15 protein-coding genes and 1 pseudogene are annotated in these 16,601 nt (G+C 64.9%); 12 read left to right on the top strand and 4 right to left on the bottom strand.

Annotated features, from left to right (window positions below; translation table 11 throughout):
• Window positions 1–53: 53 nt before the first annotated feature.
• The 4 genes from MRQ36_RS02410 (at window position 54) to MRQ36_RS02395 (ending at window position 5,190) form a co-directional block, all read left to right on the top strand.
• Window positions 54–635, top strand: a complete 582-nt coding sequence (locus MRQ36_RS02410; RefSeq protein WP_242792348.1) for a hypothetical protein — start codon at window positions 54–56, stop codon at window positions 633–635.
• A 314-nt stretch (window positions 636–949) separates the two neighbouring features.
• The gene (locus MRQ36_RS02405; protein ID WP_242792345.1) at window positions 950–1,426 is read left to right on the top strand and encodes a hypothetical protein; all 477 of its coding nucleotides are present in this window, start codon (window positions 950–952) and stop codon (window positions 1,424–1,426) included.
• The gene (locus MRQ36_RS02400) at window positions 1,423–2,439 is read left to right on the top strand and encodes a site-specific integrase (RefSeq protein WP_242792343.1); all 1,017 of its coding nucleotides are present in this window, start codon (window positions 1,423–1,425) and stop codon (window positions 2,437–2,439) included. The genes MRQ36_RS02405 and MRQ36_RS02400 overlap by 4 nt, the downstream gene beginning before the upstream one ends.
• Before the next feature lie 993 nt (window positions 2,440–3,432).
• Entirely contained in the window at window positions 3,433–5,190 is a 1,758-nt protein-coding gene (locus tag MRQ36_RS02395) for a non-ribosomal peptide synthetase (protein ID WP_242792341.1), read from the top strand.
• On the opposite strand, the gene MRQ36_RS02390 is transcribed toward MRQ36_RS02395, so the two are convergent.
• Window positions 5,191–6,378, bottom strand: a complete 1,188-nt coding sequence (locus MRQ36_RS02390; RefSeq protein ID WP_242792339.1) for a cytochrome P450 — start codon at window positions 6,376–6,378, stop codon at window positions 5,191–5,193.
• Window positions 6,379–6,603: 225 nt separating this feature from the next.
• On the opposite strand from MRQ36_RS02390, the gene MRQ36_RS02385 reads away from it, so the two are divergent.
• A complete protein-coding gene (locus MRQ36_RS02385; RefSeq protein ID WP_242792337.1) occupies window positions 6,604–7,293 on the top strand; it encodes a tryptophan 2,3-dioxygenase family protein in 690 nt (229 codons plus the stop codon).
• On the opposite strand, the gene MRQ36_RS34300 is transcribed toward MRQ36_RS02385, so the two are convergent.
• Window positions 7,290–7,739, bottom strand: coding sequence for a helix-turn-helix domain-containing protein (locus tag MRQ36_RS34300; protein ID WP_374251076.1), 450 nt, complete (start codon window positions 7,737–7,739; stop codon window positions 7,290–7,292). The genes MRQ36_RS02385 and MRQ36_RS34300 overlap by 4 nt on opposite strands.
• 546 nt (window positions 7,740–8,285) lie before the next feature.
• Here MRQ36_RS34300 and MRQ36_RS02380 point away from each other — a divergent pair.
• A complete protein-coding gene (locus MRQ36_RS02380; protein ID WP_242792335.1) occupies window positions 8,286–8,522 on the top strand; it encodes a hypothetical protein in 237 nt (78 codons plus the stop codon).
• A gap of 313 nt (window positions 8,523–8,835) precedes the next feature.
• On the top strand, window positions 8,836–9,618 hold the full coding sequence (locus MRQ36_RS02375; RefSeq protein ID WP_242792333.1) for a transposase family protein: 783 nt from the start codon (window positions 8,836–8,838) through the stop codon (window positions 9,616–9,618).
• Here the strand turns inward: MRQ36_RS02375 and MRQ36_RS02370 are convergent.
• Entirely contained in the window at window positions 9,606–9,881 is a 276-nt protein-coding gene (locus MRQ36_RS02370; RefSeq protein WP_374249793.1) for a leucine zipper domain-containing protein, read from the bottom strand. The two genes, MRQ36_RS02375 and MRQ36_RS02370, sit on opposite strands and share 13 nt — an antisense overlap.
• 226 nt (window positions 9,882–10,107) lie before the next feature.
• Complete coding sequence (locus MRQ36_RS02365; RefSeq protein WP_278187409.1) at window positions 10,108–11,694, bottom strand: (2,3-dihydroxybenzoyl)adenylate synthase; 1,587 nt, start codon at window positions 11,692–11,694, stop codon at window positions 10,108–10,110.
• A 146-nt stretch (window positions 11,695–11,840) separates the two neighbouring features.
• Here MRQ36_RS02365 and MRQ36_RS02360 point away from each other — a divergent pair, with 146 nt between their 5' ends.
• The 5 genes and pseudogenes from MRQ36_RS02360 to MRQ36_RS02340 form a co-directional block, all read left to right on the top strand.
• A complete protein-coding gene (locus tag MRQ36_RS02360) occupies window positions 11,841–12,626 on the top strand; it encodes an alpha/beta fold hydrolase (protein ID WP_308194772.1) in 786 nt (261 codons plus the stop codon).
• Window positions 12,623–13,663 (top strand): isocitrate/isopropylmalate dehydrogenase family protein, encoded by a 1,041-nt coding sequence (locus MRQ36_RS02355; protein WP_242792320.1) that lies wholly within the window; start codon window positions 12,623–12,625, stop codon window positions 13,661–13,663. Before MRQ36_RS02360 ends, MRQ36_RS02355 begins: the two co-directional genes overlap by 4 nt.
• 72 nt (window positions 13,664–13,735) lie before the next feature.
• Window positions 13,736–15,100: an NAD(P)/FAD-dependent oxidoreductase gene (locus MRQ36_RS02350; protein WP_308194771.1), complete on the top strand. Its 1,365-nt coding sequence runs from the start codon at window positions 13,736–13,738 to the stop codon at window positions 15,098–15,100.
• A complete protein-coding gene (locus MRQ36_RS02345) occupies window positions 15,100–15,447 on the top strand; it encodes an antibiotic biosynthesis monooxygenase (protein ID WP_242792319.1) in 348 nt (115 codons plus the stop codon). Before MRQ36_RS02350 ends, MRQ36_RS02345 begins: the two co-directional genes overlap by 1 nt.
• A 399-nt stretch (window positions 15,448–15,846) precedes the next feature.
• A pseudogene (locus MRQ36_RS02340) lies at window positions 15,847–16,104 on the top strand (transposase); the annotation flags it as partial.
• Between the last annotated feature and the right edge of the window lie 497 nt (window positions 16,105–16,601).

Here is a 16,601-nt window from a genome sequence, read left to right as displayed (position 1 = left end):
GATGGCGCGGTACTGCTTCGGTCGCCGTGGTGCCGTGCTGGTACGGGTGTACGGTGAGAACAATCGCAGGTCAATACCGGCTGTTCGAGCGCGAAAGAGCGGAGGACGCGGTCAACGTCGAGCTGTGTCGCGACGTCTGTGATGCCGAGGCTCGCATCCGTATCAGCGGCAGCGGACGAATTTCCGTCTGCCGTGCCGCTCGGCGGGCAATGCGACGACGAAGCGCTGAGGAGGATGCTCTTCACACCGCCTTCGCCCGTGAGACGGTTCAGCTGCGGATGCTGCAGCGCCGCCTCACTGATCCTGCTCTTGGGCTGGTCTGGTGGGTGGACCGCTACGCCGACCTCCAGTTTGCTGCCGGAGATCCGAAAGCCAAGGTCATCTCGATCCTCGCTGCCTTTCAGACCCTACGGGAAACAGCCGACGACGCCGACGATCGGGATGCAGAGCCTCGGGTGCAGATTCGGCGGGCTGCAGAAGAAATTCTCAACGGCGTTGAGGACCGGATACCTTGGTGCTGGCTATGGAGATGTTACATCGAACCCTGCGGCAGGCAGGACTCGTCACGCGCATCCATCAGAGGGGTGTGGATGACTAGCGAGGGATCTGCTGATCAAGGGCGGCGCGAGGGCTGAAGGCACTTGCCCAGAAAGGCTGGCACTCAGCCAACGAGGCCACGGCGCACCCGACCCTGCCGCCGTGAGCGCTTGGGCGTCCGATCCGGCGGCTTCACTGCTTCTCCTCATGGCCGCTGGCTGCTATAGGCTTACGGCATGAGCACCCATGCTGCGCATGGGTGCCGCGAATTTGGGTCCGAATCCCCCCTCGGACACTCCCGCGTAGCATCCATGCGACGTTGGACGTACAGGTGGTCAAGCATGCTTGACCACCTGTTTTCACTTTCTGTCACCGTCGTTGGCAGCAGCCTCGTCCTCAGGCGAGGTGGGTCATGAGCGACCGGCCAATCGATTCGGTGATCCCGGCGGTGGTTCCATCAGGCGGATTCAAGATCCGCGGCGACTCGCGTGCCGCGATGAAGCGACCGCCTTTGCCGCTGGCGCGACTGGCTCCTACTCGTGACGGCAGCACGGTGTATGGGCTGGCGACTCTTGATGTGCATGGCCGCGTCGCTGATCGGGCGGTGATGGCCGCGCGCGGCTGGGCTCCTGGCCTCAGGCTGGGCATCAGGGAAAGCGGCGGTCTGATCATCGTCGACCCTGACCCGCGCGGCGTGTTCCAGGTGACGAAAGAGGGCCATGTGCGGTTGCCTGCGGTGGTCCGCCAGTGGTGCGGGCTGACAGCCGGCGATCGGGTGCTGCTGGCGGCCGATCCGAAGGCCGGACGTCTCGTGCTGCACCCGCCGGCCTCGCTGGACGCGGTGGTCGCCAGAGTGCACGCCGAGGCGTTCGCGGGCGGTGAGTCGTGAGCGGCGTGGCGGGCAAGGCCGAACTGGAGGCCGCTCGGTTGTTGCTGTCGCGCATGGGCATCTCTCCAGCGGACCTGTTGGCAGTGGCGTCGGACCGTCCGCCGGCTCCGACGTTCGCGGAGTACGTCCCGGTGGTTGCCGCTGCGGTGAGTGCTGGGACGCGGCGGGCGTACGGGTCGTACTGGAAGCGCGTGGTCGAGCAGTGGGGCCGGCGGCGTATCGATGAGCCGACACCATCGGAGATCGAGCGGCTGGCGGAGTACGTCAAGACGCATGTGGTGGCCCGGCGGAATGCGCGGGGCGGGCGCAGCGCGGCGGAGCATCTGATCGCGTCGTTGCGATGCCTGTACCGGCGGGCGGTCGCCGACGGCCTCCTGTCTGAGGCGGAGAACCCGGCGTTGAAGGTGGCGAAGCCGCGGCGGTTGCCGAGCACCCGGCGGGCGTTGGCGGATGTGCGTTTGGCGGAGATCAACGAGGTGGCGGCGTCCACGGGTGACGATCCGGCGTTGGACAGTCTGCTGCTGCGGTTGCACACCGAGACGGCGTGCCGTCGGGGTGGGGCTCTCGCTTTGCGGCCGGTCGACCTGGATTCGGATCAGTGTCTGATCCTGCTGCGGGAGAAGGGTGAGACGGTGCGGTGGCAGCCGGTGTCGCCGACGCTCATGCGATATCTGCAGCGGCACGCCGAGCAGCGGCATGCGACCGAGACGGGGCCGGTGTTCCGGTACCGCAGCGGCCAGCCGATCACGTACCGGCGCTACGACCACCTGTGGGTGCGCATCGGTGAACACCTGCCCTGGGTGCACGCGCAGCAGATCAGCACCCACTGGCTACGGCACACCACGCTGACGTGGGTGGAGCGCAACTTCGGGTACGCCATCGCCCGCGCCTACGCCGGTCACTCCGCCGGCGGGGGAGATGCCGGAACCACCGCCACCTACGTACGCGCAACCGTCCACGAGGTTGCTGCGGCGTTGGCGGCACTCACCGGTGAGCCACACCCACTGGCATAACGGGGTGTTGAGTGACGATCGGGGCGGACTAGTACTCCAGCCGCACCTGATGAAGTCGGTGTCTTCGCTGGTAGTGGGCTGTTCTGGCGCGGTACTGGTGTCGGTGTCGCCATCGTGACCATCGATGGATGTGGTCGAACGGTCGGGTGGTGGTGATCAGGTGTGCCAGGAGACGGCGGACCTCGCCGAGGGTGAGGGGAATGAGGCCGTCATCGGATTCAGCGCCCCCTTTTTGGCCTGCGCGGCGGTGACGGCGAGGTAGGCGTGGGCGCACAGAACGGATCTTCCGCGCGGTTCGCTCTGCCGTCGCCTGTCCGGCGTTGCGGGCCTCGTCGACCAGGAAAGCGGCAGCCGAACTCCAGGTCATCGCGGTGGGCATCCACCAGGGTGTTCACGCGGTGAGCGGCAACGAGTGCGGCGTTGCCGACCGGTTGGGCGAGCCACCGGTAGTAGGGCGGTCGGCTGTGAGGGTGAACGTCTCCTCGCCACACGGACGGCAGCTGATGTCGCAAGCTGACCCGTTGAGTAGACGCTGCAGCCGGTCGGGCGTCGTATCGCCAGCGGCCTCAGCGACCGTACAGCCGTTCTTCGCCGTCGGAAACGACAACAACCCGACCACAGGGAGGGCAGCCCTCTCGGCGAAGCTCTGGGCGCCTGTAGGTGCGTGGGCCGGGTCAATAGATCGTTCAGCTCTGCCCGCCACCCCACAAATTCATTGATCAACAAAAGTGCAACATCCTGGCCGCCTGACAGGTGACCACAACAGACACGTAGGGCACCCCATGACGCCTCGCGTGAATAGCATCGACGAGCAGCTACACAGCCCGGCACAGGTCAGACGTCGATCACGTCGATGAACTGTCAAAACTTCAATTCAGGCCAGTGTGGCCAGAGCGTTGGCCCTTGAAAGAAGGCGGAAGGATCCGCCGGGCGCGTGCCGGGACAAAGCTAGATTCGCCCTTAATCACGGTCTCTGCTGAAGGAGCTGCTGCGTTGGAGACGGTCCCTGACCTGTTCGAGTCGATCTCTGTCCGGCACGGCGCGCTGTCTGCGGTCATTGACAACGAAGGCGCTCTTCGATACGAGGAACTCAACGCGAGGGCCAATCGGCTGGCTCGGAGACTCATAGCGAGCGGTGTGCGTCCGGATTCAGTCGTCGCTGTCGCGGTGCCGAAGTCCAACGACTTGATCATCGCGATCATGGCGGTGCTCAAGGCAGGCGGTGCCTACCTGCCGCTTGACCCGGCCTATCCGGTGGAGCGCCTGTCGTTCATGCTTTCCGACGCGCGGCCAGCCCTGCTGGTGCGCACCTCTTCGGTGGCGGTGCTAGAGGCCGGGCTGCCGGAGATCGTGCTCGACCAGCCGGACGTCCTCCAGGCCTGTGCCCTGTTGCCGGATCACAACATCGTCCAGCACGAGCGTCGCGCACCGCTGCGCCCGGAGCACCTGATGTACGTGATCTATACGTCGGGCTCGACCGGCTCACCGAAGGGCGTGGCCGTGCCGCACAGCGGCGTGAGCGACATGGTGGCCACGCAGGCCGCTGTATTGGGTGCCGGGCCCGGTGACCGGGTGCTCCAGTGGGCGTCGATGAGCTTCGACGCGGCGTTCTGGGACGTGAGCCTCGCATTGCTATCAGGTGCGACGCTCGTTATGGCGGCCGCCGAAGACCTGCTGCCGGGCGAACCGTTACGGGACACTCTGCTTAAGTACGACGTTACCCATGCCGTGCTGCCGCCGGTCGCGTTGAGCGAAACCGACGCAGACGACGTCCTTGTAGGCGGCACTGTCATGTCCACGGGGGACAGCTGTACGCCGACCCTGGTGCGGAAGTGGGCTCACGGCCGGCGGATGTACAACGGCTACGGCCCCACCGAGGTCACCGTAGGCGCCACGATCGGCGGACCGATCCGGCACGCCGAAGCTGTGGCCATCGGCGCGCCGTGGATCGGAAATGAAATCTACGTGCTCGACGAGCAGCTGCGGTCAGTGGCGTCGGGGACAGAGGGCGAGCTGTACATCTCGGGCAGCGGTCTTGCCCGCGGCTATCTGAACCGATCCGCAGCGACCGCGACCAAGTTCGTGGCGGACCCCTTCGGGCCACCCGGCAGCCGGATGTATCGAACAGGTGACCGCGGCTATGCAGCACCCAACGGCGAGTTTCATTTCGCCGGCCGAGTGGACGGCCAGGTAAAGCTACGCGGCTTCCGGGTCGAGCTGGGAGAGATCGAGAACCGGCTGGTCTCCCATCCCGCGGTGGATATGGCTGTCGCAGTGGTCCGTGGTGACATGGCCGACGCGCACATCGTTGGCTACGTCACCGCCAGCGCTCCGGTTACGTCGGTTGAGCTGCGCACTCACGTTGGGCAGGCACTCCCCGCTCACATGGTGCCAACGAAGATCATTGTGTTGGACCGGTTCCCGACCCAGGCGAACGGGAAGATCGATCGGAGCGCCCTGCCCGCACCAGAGGCGCGGTCCAGCGATCCGCAGCGGCAGGACAAGATGGAGTCGGGTGACTCCTCCGTGGCGATCATCTGCAAACTGGTACGGGACATCCTCGCCGTCCCGCAAGCCCACCCCACAGACAACTTCTTCGAGCTAGGCGGACACTCGATCCAGGTAACCAGACTTGCCGGGCACATCCGCGAGGAACTTAACATCCGGCTGCCGATCCGGACCGTCCTGGAGTCGGCCACGCTCGGTGAGCTTGCCACGGCGGTGGACCGTCTCCGTGCCGGCGTAGCGTGATCAGCGGAAGGCGACCGGCAGGCTGCTGTAACCCTGCAGGAAACTCGAATAGATCGGCAAGGGCTTACCGGTGAGCTGGATGTCGGTAACTGACCGTGTCATCGCGCTCAGCAGGGCCCGTAGCTCCGCCCGGCCAAGGAACGCTCCGACGCAGAAGTGCGGGCCGTGCCCAAACGACACGTGTCTGTTGGGCCAACGGGTTAGGTCGAAACGCCGGGGCATGCCGAAGACGTCCTCGTCGTTGTTGGCCGAGACGTTCCACATCGTCACGATGTCCCCCCCGCGCACCGCCTGGCCGCCGATTTCTACATCTCGAATCGCCGTGCGGGCGAAGTGCATCGCGGGAGTCGCCCACCGGAGCACCTCCTCAACGGCCGTGTCGACGTTCGCTCCGCCGCTACGCAGAGCGCGCCACTGCCCTTGGTGCTCGGCGAGCGCCTTCACCGCGCAAATTGCCGACACCCGGGACGACTCGTCGCCGCCGAGAATCAGGCTGTAACAGTTGAGCGCCACCTCTTCCAAGGTGAGCTGTCGGTCCCCGACCTGGGCAGTAGCGATCATGCTGATGACGTCGTCGCCCGGCACACGCCGACGGTGCTGGGCAATCTCCATGAAGTAGCCGACGATCTCGCTGCGCGCCTCAAAGGAGTCGATCTGGTCGGCATCGGCGGCGTCTACGGACACCGCCAGCTTGTTCCACTGCAGCAGTCGTGGGCGGTCTGCTTCGGGAATCGAGAGCAGATCGCAGATAGTGTTCATCGGGATGTGTTCCGCAACCTCCGTGGCGAAGTCGAACTCGCCCCGCTCGACCACTGTCTCGATGAGTCGGGCCGCCCGCCGATGCACGTTGCGCTCGACCGCGCCGAGGACGCGCGGCGAGAATGCTCGCTGCATCAGATTGCGTAGCTCGCGGTGCCGGGGCCGGTCGGTGACCGCGAGCATCTTCCCGCCAGCAGGATCCCTGCCATGCAGCATGGTCTCCAGCACGGTCCCATACGCCGAGCTCAACGCCGTCACATCGGCATAGCAGGCGAGCACGTCGGCGTGCCGTGCGACAACCCAGAACCCGGGATTGCCGTCCTGCCAGTACACAGGCCTGGTCCGGCGCACCTCGCGCCAAAAATCGTGGGGGTCGTTTCGAACAAAGGTGGTGGGGTCGGTTAGGTCCAGCTCCGTCCGCCTGCTCATGCCGGCATCATCACCGCTAGGCTCCAAGCTGTTACGCGCATCTGGCCGAGGTCTTTCGCGCTTGAATGAGAAGCGAAAGATTTCGGTCGTGGCCTATGTCGTCGTGCCAAGCTTGTGTCCTGGGTCATGGAATCGTCAGTATGACCGGCGCGCGCCGGTCAGTGGCGTTAAAGGCACTAAGCGCCGGCTGAGGCCGGCGGGTGGTGACCGGTGAGGAGTGATGTTTTGACCGCTCTGAAGTACGCCGATTACCTCCGGCTCGAGACGCTGTTTTCGTTGCAGGAGATGCGGACTCCGGCGACGGATGACAGGGCGGTAGCGCTGGCCGAGCAGTTCTTCATCATCACGCACCAGTCCTGTGAGCTGTGGCTGAAGCAGGTGGTGGCCGACCTGGACGCTGTCGTTCAGACGCTCACTCCTCCTTGCGGCCCCGACGACTTGGAGCTGGGCGTTGAGTTTCTGTTGCGCACGGGTGAGATCCTCCGTGTGCTGCATCACCAACTGCTCGCACTGGAGAAGCTGCCGATCCGCCACTTCGTCGAGTTCCGGCCGCGCCTAGACACAGCGAGCGGGGTCCAGTCCGCGCAGTTCCGACAGTTAACCGGACTGCTCGGCGACGACCGAAATCCCGGCAGTCTTTACGAGGCATTTACAGCGGCGGTTGGGTATCATAACCTCTCGGTTGCTGAGGTATGCCGCCTCGGAGTGAGTGCCAGGACACTACACCGCATCGTCGAAGCGCTACTGGAAATCGGAAATGGATATTGGCATTGGAAAGTTGCCCATCTGGCACTGATATCGAAGATGGTCGGAAACATCGAAGGTACCGGCGGCAGTAGCGGTATCGAGTTTCTGTTGCGCCGGATCATCCGACCCTTTCCAGAGTTGCGTCGACTGCGGGGCCAGTTGCACTAGATTAACTGATCTCCTTTCAGAGGATCTTGCAGTTCAGACGGGTTCCGTAAGCTCGACGATCGATCCGTGAGCGCGATGATCGATGAGGACGAGGACCGCAGCCGTTCAAGATCCGAAGCCCCGTCGGTTGACCAGCCTGCCGCCCGCGTATCGCTCGTGCCTGGCTGCGGCTCAAGCACGTAGCCTCGCCCCCAGGCCGTTCGGATCACCAAGCCGACTGATGCGACCCGGCGTCGTAGCCGCATGATATGCAGATCAAGAGAGTTCCTTGTTGGCCTTGTCGCCCGCCTAGCGAGCCGGTGCTCCAGCTCCTGCCGATAGACGACCTGCTTGAAATGCTTAATGAGGGGGTCCAGCAGTTCTACCTGCGCCTGGGATATCGTCGTCGACCGGGATCCGAGCCGCAAGACTCCGGTCGAGTCCACGACCGGCGTTTGACTCTTCATTGATCGAATAACGAGGGCTTCCACGCGGGCATCGAGATCGCCTTTTGATATAGGTGTCCGAACCCAATCTTCCCGCGGGTCGCTGCATATTGGTGGACGGGCGCCCGCCTCCACGACCAGCAGACACGGGATCTTCTCTCTCCTGTATTTATTTCGCAAGTCTCTCTGTGTGGGCCACCGTATGAATTTCACGCCGGCATGAATGTCGCTGACCAAGAACTCTCCCAGGCGGTGATTCTTGTCTGGATGATGGCGACAATAACATTGGCTGATTTCTCACGCAAGGTTTGTCGCTATTTCCGCTGATGGGAATTGCAGTCCAAGCATTTTTTCAGCTGAAACAGTAGATCTGAACTGGTGTGACTGGCCCGGGTGGCAGCTATTGACCACGACTCGAGGCCCTCACCCGGCGCCTCGCCATGCGCCTTGCATGCCACGATTCTTTGTTCAGCGACAGCTGAACGACCTCGCCGAAACCACCCAAGGCCGTCGTAAGCAATGCGAATCCGATGGGTGAGGCCTCGATCCTGGCCGGCAGGTGTTGGCATGGCCCGTCCAGTAACGGCGACTCCTGCTCGCGGCTTACGGGTCGACTTCGAGATCGCCGTCATCATCGCCCGGCGTTACATCCAGGAAGCGGTTGCCCTGCCGGGCTCGGTTGCCAACAACCTAAACGCCGCCGTGCCACGTATCCTGCTGCTGGCGTACGTGATCCTGACCGGCACGCTGTTCCCGATTGACCAGGTCGCCGAGTCCTTTGCCAAGCAGAAAGCCATGGCGTGAACGTACAGCTTATCGCGGATACCGCTGACCAAGTTCGATTACTAGGCAGGATGAATATGACTCACTGAGCGAGCCGTTTCGAGGAGGCCGCCGTACCTCCACGTCGTCCCACGGATGCGAGTAGTTCAACCCTGCGAACGGCTAATGCTGCCACGACAGTAGACGAATCGATTTCCGCTCAGGTTCATTAAGCCTTTTCCAAGCTGATCTTGCAGCTCAGGACGGGTGCGGTGGGCCCGGTGATCGATGGGTGCGAGGCTCCAGGTAGGACAGCTGTCGACCAAGACTCGAAGCCCCGACCGGGAGCCTCGCCATGCTGTCCTACCCCGCCACGATTCCGTTGTCCAGCCGCACCCTGAACCACCTCGCCGAACGCATCCGCGGCCACCGCAAGCAGCGCCGATCCCGGTGGCGGCGCCTCGAACCCGGCTGGCAGGCGCTGCTCGCTCTCGCCCACCTGCGCAACGGCGACACCTACACCCGACTCGCGGCCGGCTTCGAGATTGGCGTCGCCACCGCCTGGCGCTACGTGCAGGAGGCGATAGCCCTGCTCAGCTCGGTAGCCGACGGTCTGGCCACCGCCATGGAACGGATCCGTCGACTGGCGTACGCGATCCTGGACGGCACCCTGATTCCGATCGACCGGGTCGCCGACCAGCGGCCTTACTACTCCGGGAAACACAAGCACCACGGCGTGAACGTGCAGGTCATCGCCGATGCCGCTGGCCGGCTCGTCTGGGCTTCGCCAGCGCTGCCCGGTTCGGTCCACGACCTGACCGCAGCCCGCACCCACGGCATCATCGAGGTGCTGAGCAGGGCAGACGTGATGACCTTCGCCGACAAGGGCTACCAGGGCGTCCACGGCAGCGTGCGCACGCCATTCAAGCGGCGCCGCTTCCGCCCGAAGCTGTCACGCCGGCAGAAGGCCGTCAACCGCGCCCACGCGAAGATCCGCGCCCGCGGCGAACGCGCCATCGCCACCCTCAAGACCTGGAAGATCCTCAACAAGCTGCGCTGCTGCCCACGACGAGCGACCCCGATCGTGCAGGCCATCCTCGTCCTGCACCACGTCGAAGCCAACCGCTACGCAAGATGAAATGGGCTCATTGGTGTGCCAGCCCGGCCACCCTGCCCCGCGTAGTCACGCGTGACCGTCGAAGTCGCCACGCCGAGTCGGCCGGCGGTGCAGGGCGGGTCCTTCCGCCGCCGTACCCGCAGGTGCAGCACCTTCCGCTCGCTCGGCGCCGGCGTGCGGCGCGGTGACCAATGCGGACCTCTCGACCGGTCGATCATTCCTGCCAGCCCCTCCTCGCGATGCCGGTCATCCCACCGCTTGACCGTGGTGGACTGACCTGGCACCGCTCCGCGACCCGCAGCAGCGGCCAACCGCCATCGGCCACGCAGCGGGCAAGATGCAGCCCGCCGCGTTCAGGCAGGGGTGCGTTAGCGTCCGGCACGAGGACCTCCGGGTGGCGCGAGCTGTACTTCACCCGGAGGTCCTCACCTATTTCAAGAGCTCAGCCCTGTCACCGACGTTCATGGACAGAACAGCTGACCGGCCGTAGCGCTCCGCTCTCCTGTGGCATCATCGTCGGGTGTTCGCGGCGAGCGAGCGCAGCGCCTTTTTGTCCACCTTGCCCATCGGGGTTCGGGGCAGCTCGTCGACTCGGACTACCCGGTCGGGGATCTTGTAGGTAGCCAGACCGCGTCCGATGAGGTACTCCTTCACTGCAGGTGCCCGGACGTCATCGTCGCCGACCACCAAGAACGCGTAGGTGCGCTCGCCGAGGAGGCGATCCGCCACCCCGACGACTGCGGCGTCCCGCACGGCGGGGTGGGTGCGCAACTGGGACTCGACCTCCTCTGCCGACACCTTCTCGCCCGCGCGGTTGATAACGTCCTTCGCTCGACCCATGATTGTGATGTTGCCGTCGTCCGAGCGCCGGACGAGGTCGCCCGTGCGGAAAAAGCCATCGGGCGTGAATGAACGAGTGTTCTCCTCGCGAGCGCGGAAGTATCCGCGAATGGTGTAAGGGCCACGTGCCTGCATCTCGCCGATGTGGCCGTCAGGTACGGGAGCCCCCAGCCGGTCGACGATTCGCACTTCGTCGTGTGGAGTCATGGGCCGACCATCGGTGCTCACGGCTACGTCCTCCGGGTCGTTGAACCTGGTGTGGGTCAGCAACCCTTCGCTGATGCCGTACCACCGCATGATCCGGCAGCCCAGAATATCGCCCGCTCGACGTGCGAGCCCAGGGTCCAGCGGGGCACTGCCGACTTGGATAATCAATTGAGATAGATCGCCATCCGCCCGGCCTGAGTCGACCCACAGGCGCAGCACGGAGGGAACGACCGTCGTGAAGGTGACGCCCTCTCGACGGATCAGCGGGAACACCTCGTCGGGGCGCACGCTCGAAGTGAGGACCGCTTTGCCACCGACTAGCAGCGTCCCGAATACCCCGGGGCATGCCAGCGCGGCTTGGTGAGCGACCGGGTTGACGGCGAGGTACGTGAACTCCTCGTCCGCATGCACGGCCTCGGCGGTGGCGCGCATGACATAGCCGTAGTCATCGTGTGTCCTAGGTATCAGCTTCGGTTGTCCCGTCGTGCCACCGGATAACAGGAACAGCGCCGGATCGGCTGCGTCCACCCTAGGCAACGCGGCACCCCCGATGCTGACGGACTCTAGCGCAGTGAATTCCTCGGCGTCGCCGCTGACGAGTACGTGAGGGATGAAGGAAACCTCCCTGGCCAGCTGGCGGAAGTCGAAGCCGCCGAAACGGTCCTTCACAATGTAGGCGACCGCTCCCGAGTGGTCAGCCACGTGGGAAATTTCGGTTCTGCGGTGACCGGGAAGCGCCAGGACCGGGATTGCGCCGGCGCGCAGCAGAGCGAAGACCACGACGACGATCTCCGGGATATTGGGCAATTGTACGACGACCCGGTCCAAGGGCCTGATGCCCAGCCGGAGCAGGCCGCCGGCCAGCCGATCCGCGCGTTGGGACAGCTCACCGTAGGTCATTCGCTCATCGTCGCAGACCACCGCCGTCCGATCGGCGTGCCGCTCGCAAGAATCATGCATCAGGTCGCCCAAGGGTTTGCCTATCCACAATCCTTTCCGACGGTATTCCGCCGCTAGATGACCGGGCCAGGGCACAAATCCATCCAGCATGATCACTTACCTTTCAGGAAATCGTTACAGCGCGCTCCAGTGGGTTTTTCACTCCTTTTTTATCGTGGCAACGCGCAAACTAAATTCCCCGATTTCTTGCGTAGATCTTTCGGCGATCGGGCGAAGCGGTCCGGAGTCGACAGAACATGTCAGGGGCAGCGGAGACTGGCGAGAAAGGCGGGTTGATGAGCCGGAAGAGGCAACTAGGCTGGCTGCGGTCGCTGACCACCGCTGCGGCTCCTTCCCTGCGCGTGGTGTGCTTCCCGCACTCCGGGGGTTCCGCCGCGGCGTTCGCTGAATGGGCTTCCGCGATGCCGCCTGGTGTGGAACTCCTAGCAGTCCAATACCCCGGACGTAGCGACAGGTTCATCGAGCCGTTGGTAGACACTGTATCGATGATGGCGGCGCACGCCGCGACGGAGCTGCTCCGGCTGCCCATGGGTGACTACGTGCTGTTCGGGCACAGCCTTGGTGCGGTGGTGGCCTACGAAACCGCATTGGCGCTGCGCGACGGAGGCCGGGAACCGAGGAGGCTCTGCGTCTCCGCCTGCCTGCCGCCGGGCCACATGACCAACCCTCAAGTACACCTAGCGCCCGACGATGAGTTCTGGGAAATCCTGCAACACTTAGGCGGCATCGAGCCCGGAATCGCTGAGAATGACGAACTGCGCGAGCTTCTGCTTCCGACGCTGCGTTCGGACCTGCGGGCGCACGCTACTTACCAACCGCCTTCGGCGGCCAACCCGCTCTCGTGCCCGGTGACCTGCTACCACGGCACCGGAGACCCACTCGTAGACGAGGCGCGCTTAGCAGGATGGGCCGCGGTTACCGAAGGTGAGTTCGCGTTACGAGTGCGCGCGGGCGGGCATTTCCACATCGCTACCGAAACCAGGGAGCTGATCTCGGACGTCCTGGGCCGGAACCCGGCATGAGCATCCCCATGCAGCGGATCACCGTCATTCCCGGAGACGGAATCGGTCCGGAGGTGATCGAACCGGCGCTCGCGCTCCTCCAGGTGCTCGGTCTCGGGCTGGAGTTCGATGTGTTGGACAACGTGAATGTGAACACGTACCTGCATGAGGGCAACGCCCTATCTCAAGCCGACCTCGACCACCTTCGCAACAGCGACGCCACACTGCTCGGCGCGATCGGGGATCCACGGGTGAGCGAGACGGCGTACGTGCGCACCGTGCTGTCCAGACTCCGCCTCGAGTTCGACCTGTACGTGAACTACCGTCCGACGCACTTGTGGCACGACCGGCTCAGCCCGTTGCGCGATCCAGCACGACGCGGGATCGACTGCGTGATCGTCAGGGAGAACACCGAAGGCCTGTACAGCGGGATCGGCGGGAGCATGCGTGCCGCGTCACCGGAGGAGTTCGCAGTCGACCTCGACGTCAGCACCCACCGGGGCGTGTCGCGGGTCCTGGACTTCGCCTTCTCCGTAGCCCGTAGGTCAGTGTGCATGGTGGATAAGGCCAACGCCGTCCGACACGGCGGGCAGCTATGGCAGCGCTGCTGGCGCGAGGCCATCGAACGGTATCCGCATGTCGAGACGTCGCACCTGTACGTAGACGCGGCGGCCATGAAGCTGGTCAGCGACCCGACGGCCTTCGACGTCATTGTCACCAACAACTCGTACGGGGACATCCTCAGCGACCTCACCGCTGCACTCGCGGGCGGTCTGGGGATGGCGCCGTCTGCCAACTTGAATAGCGATACCGCATACGGGCTGTTCGAACCGGTGCACGGCAGCGCACCTGACATCGCTGGCACCGGGACCGCCAACCCGCTGGGCGCGATCCTATCGACGGCGCTGATGGTCGAGCATTTGGGCCACGCCGACGAGGCCGGGGCCATTCGGCGGGCGGTGGTGGCCGCTGTCGAGGCGGGCCGCGTGACGCCTGACCTCGGCGGATCGCTGAGCACGGCGCAGACGGGTGCCGCTGTCATGGCAGAGCTGCGTTAGCCGCCTCGCCTCATTGACGAAGTGAACACCCGGCCCCCGGAAGGGAGTGCCGCGAGGAGAGACGGCGGTGACATGCGGGACAACCAGATGGCTCGCTCGGAGGAACGAGGCGGGATCGCCATCGTCGGTGCAGGACCAGTGGGCGCGATTGCCGCCATGTACCTGGCGCCGCGGTTCGGGCCCGTGACGGTCCTAGAAAGACGAGCCGATCCCCGTCGTGGCGGCGGTCGACGAGGCCGTTCCATCACGGTAATGCTGTCGACGCGCGGCTGGCGGGCGCTGTCGGAGCTGGGTCTCGACGCCGCAGTACGCGCTATCTGCCTGCCCATCCACGGCCGCTGTGCGCATCTACCGGACGGACGCTCCCACGTCAGTCCTTACAGCCGCGATTGGCGGCCGATTTGGTCCGTGGAGCGGGCGCGTCTGCACTGCCTCCTGTTGGACGCCGCCGAGGCGACTCCCGGGGTCAAGATCCTGTTTGAGCAGCGGGTCCGCGAGGTCGATCCGGACGTCCCGGCCGTGGAAGTAGAAAACGGCGATGGCTCGACTCGGATGGCGTACAGCCGCGTGCTCGGCTGCGACGGCGCACACTCCGTCGTGCGCGCGGCCCTGGTCACGCGTGGAGCGCAGGCGGTGGTACGGAGACTCGAGCTGGCACACCAGGAAATCGATGTACCGGGTGGCTGGCTGGATCCGTCGACTATGCACTACTGGCCGACCGGTGACGCGCTGTTCGCCGCCTTCCCGCTACCCTCGGGGAATTTCGCCGGTTCGCTGTTCCTACGGCACGAAGGGCCGGCACCCTCTTATGCCGTCGTCGAGAGCGGCCAGGACCTGCTCGAGATGTTCGTATCACGGTTCGGCAAGCCGGCGGCCGCCATTCCCGACCTCGCCGATCAGCTCTCCGTCAAGTCGATCGGCACCATCATGACCGTGAGCTGTGACCGATGGGTGTGGCGCGACAAGCTCGCGCTGCTCGGAGACGCTTGCCACGCGATGGCACCGTTCATGGGGCACGGTATGAACTGCGGCTTCGAGGATGTCCGCACACTCGTCGACCGCCTCGACTCCACCCAGAATTGGGCGGCTGCGCTAGCCGCCTACGAGAAAATCCGGATCGAGGACGCGCATGCGATTTCCTACCTGTCATATCAGCACTACCACCACATGGCGAACCCGCCAGCGGAAAGCATCGCCCACGCCGAGGAGCTACGGAACCGTCTCATCGCCCTATTTCCCGACCGATTTGTACCCCTGTACGAGCGGTGTGCCTTCACCGAGGAGAGCTACGCCGCAGTGCTGAAAGACGACAGACGTCTGGATAGCCTGGTCGAGGACCTGCTGAGCAGGCACGGCGCGGAACTGGTCTCGGCGTCGAACTCCAGGCTGCGCGCCTGCGTGTCCGCCGCCGGCATAGCGAGCCTAGGGGAGTGCTGATGTTTGTCATCCTGTTCAGCTCCCGTCTCTCCGATGAGGCGGGCGAGGAGTACTACGCTACCGAGGAGCGCCTGACAGAGCGGGTCCGCGCCATCGCCGGGTCCGACCCAGTCAAGATCAAGCAGTACACGGCAGAAGATGGCGAACGCCTCGCGGTCCTCTTCTGGCAGGACAAGGAGACGCTGGAGAAGTGGCGCACGGACGACGACCACCGCGCGGCGCAGCGGATGGGCCACACAACGTGGTACTCCGACTACGAGGTGACCGTCGCGGAGGTGGTCCGTACCAGCGCCGGCGGTGCGAACACCGCGGCCCGGCACCCTCAGAGCCCAGAGCAGCCGACATAGCACGTTCTTCAACCCGGGCTGGTGACATCGACCTAGCTGGTCACCGCGCATCTACCGCAATCGCGTGTCCGCATCGGGCCTGAGGGACGTACTAACGCCTGTCACTGACAGTCGACCTAGCGGCAGGGGTCTTCGGGGTCGCGGGGGGTAACGGAAGCACCGTCGACCCTTGCCGCGCCCGCCCTCGGTCGCCCGGATCCGGTATGACTTCCTCCCCCTGTCGTAGGCATGATCCGGGGGTTGTCGCCGGCTCGGGTGGCGTCGGTGGACCGCTGATAGGTACCCAGCCACCCGTGTGGGGGTAGGTCACTTCATAACGCGATTGCCGACAGTCCGGCACCTGGACCAGCGACCGAGGCGGCGGGGACCATACGTAGCGCGGTAGAAGACGGTTGCGGCATCTACCTCGGCTTGAAGGTCGGCAAGGGTGATCACCACGCAATCGCGTCGGCACCGGACGGCAAGCGGCTGCATGACGCGGCACTGCTGAACACCGAGGCCCGGATGCGGCAGTTGGTCGACAAGCTCGCCCGCCTCGGCCGGCTTCTCGTGGTCGACCAGCCGGTTTCGATCGGCGCTCTGCCTGTCGCGGTGGCTCACGCGTGGGGGCCTCACGTGGTCTACCTGTCCGGGCTGGCCAGGCGCCGCATCGCCGATGGCCAGCAGCCCGTCGTAGCCGACGGGCCCGAAGACCTAGGCAAACAGCTCACCGCGAACAATGTCCGAGTCCGGCGCAGCCTGTCGAGCTGTCGCTCCGTCCGGTCGAGCATGGTGTCAGCAGCGGCCTCGGCCACAGTCCAGCCGTTTTCACTCGCCGATATCGGCAGTTGCCCCGGCCAGGTCATCCAGCGCCCGGCGACGCGGCTCGGCGCGCCCGAAATAACGCCAACGATCATCCGAAAGCGCCCGCCAGGCCCCAGTTCGTCGATGAACACCACCTCAAGAGCCTGCTCACCCCTCGACGGCCACAGCGGATAGACCGTGTGACCAGCTCATCCGTCATACGAATAGAATCGACATCTTCGGACCGCTCTCTCCTTCGCGCCAGTGCAGCGACGGTCGGTCGACCAGGTCGCGATCGTCGACGGCACCTCGATCCCGACTTGGGTCTAGGGCTGGGTCGCGCGGAGCATAAACCATCGGTACTCGACAGG

Origin of the sequence: Micromonospora sp. R77 (genome assembly GCF_022747945.1) — a bacterium.
GTDB lineage: Bacteria > Actinomycetota > Actinomycetes > Mycobacteriales > Micromonosporaceae > Micromonospora.
Note: the sequence above shows the minus strand (reverse complement) of the source record. Positions and strands in the feature narration are given on the sequence as shown.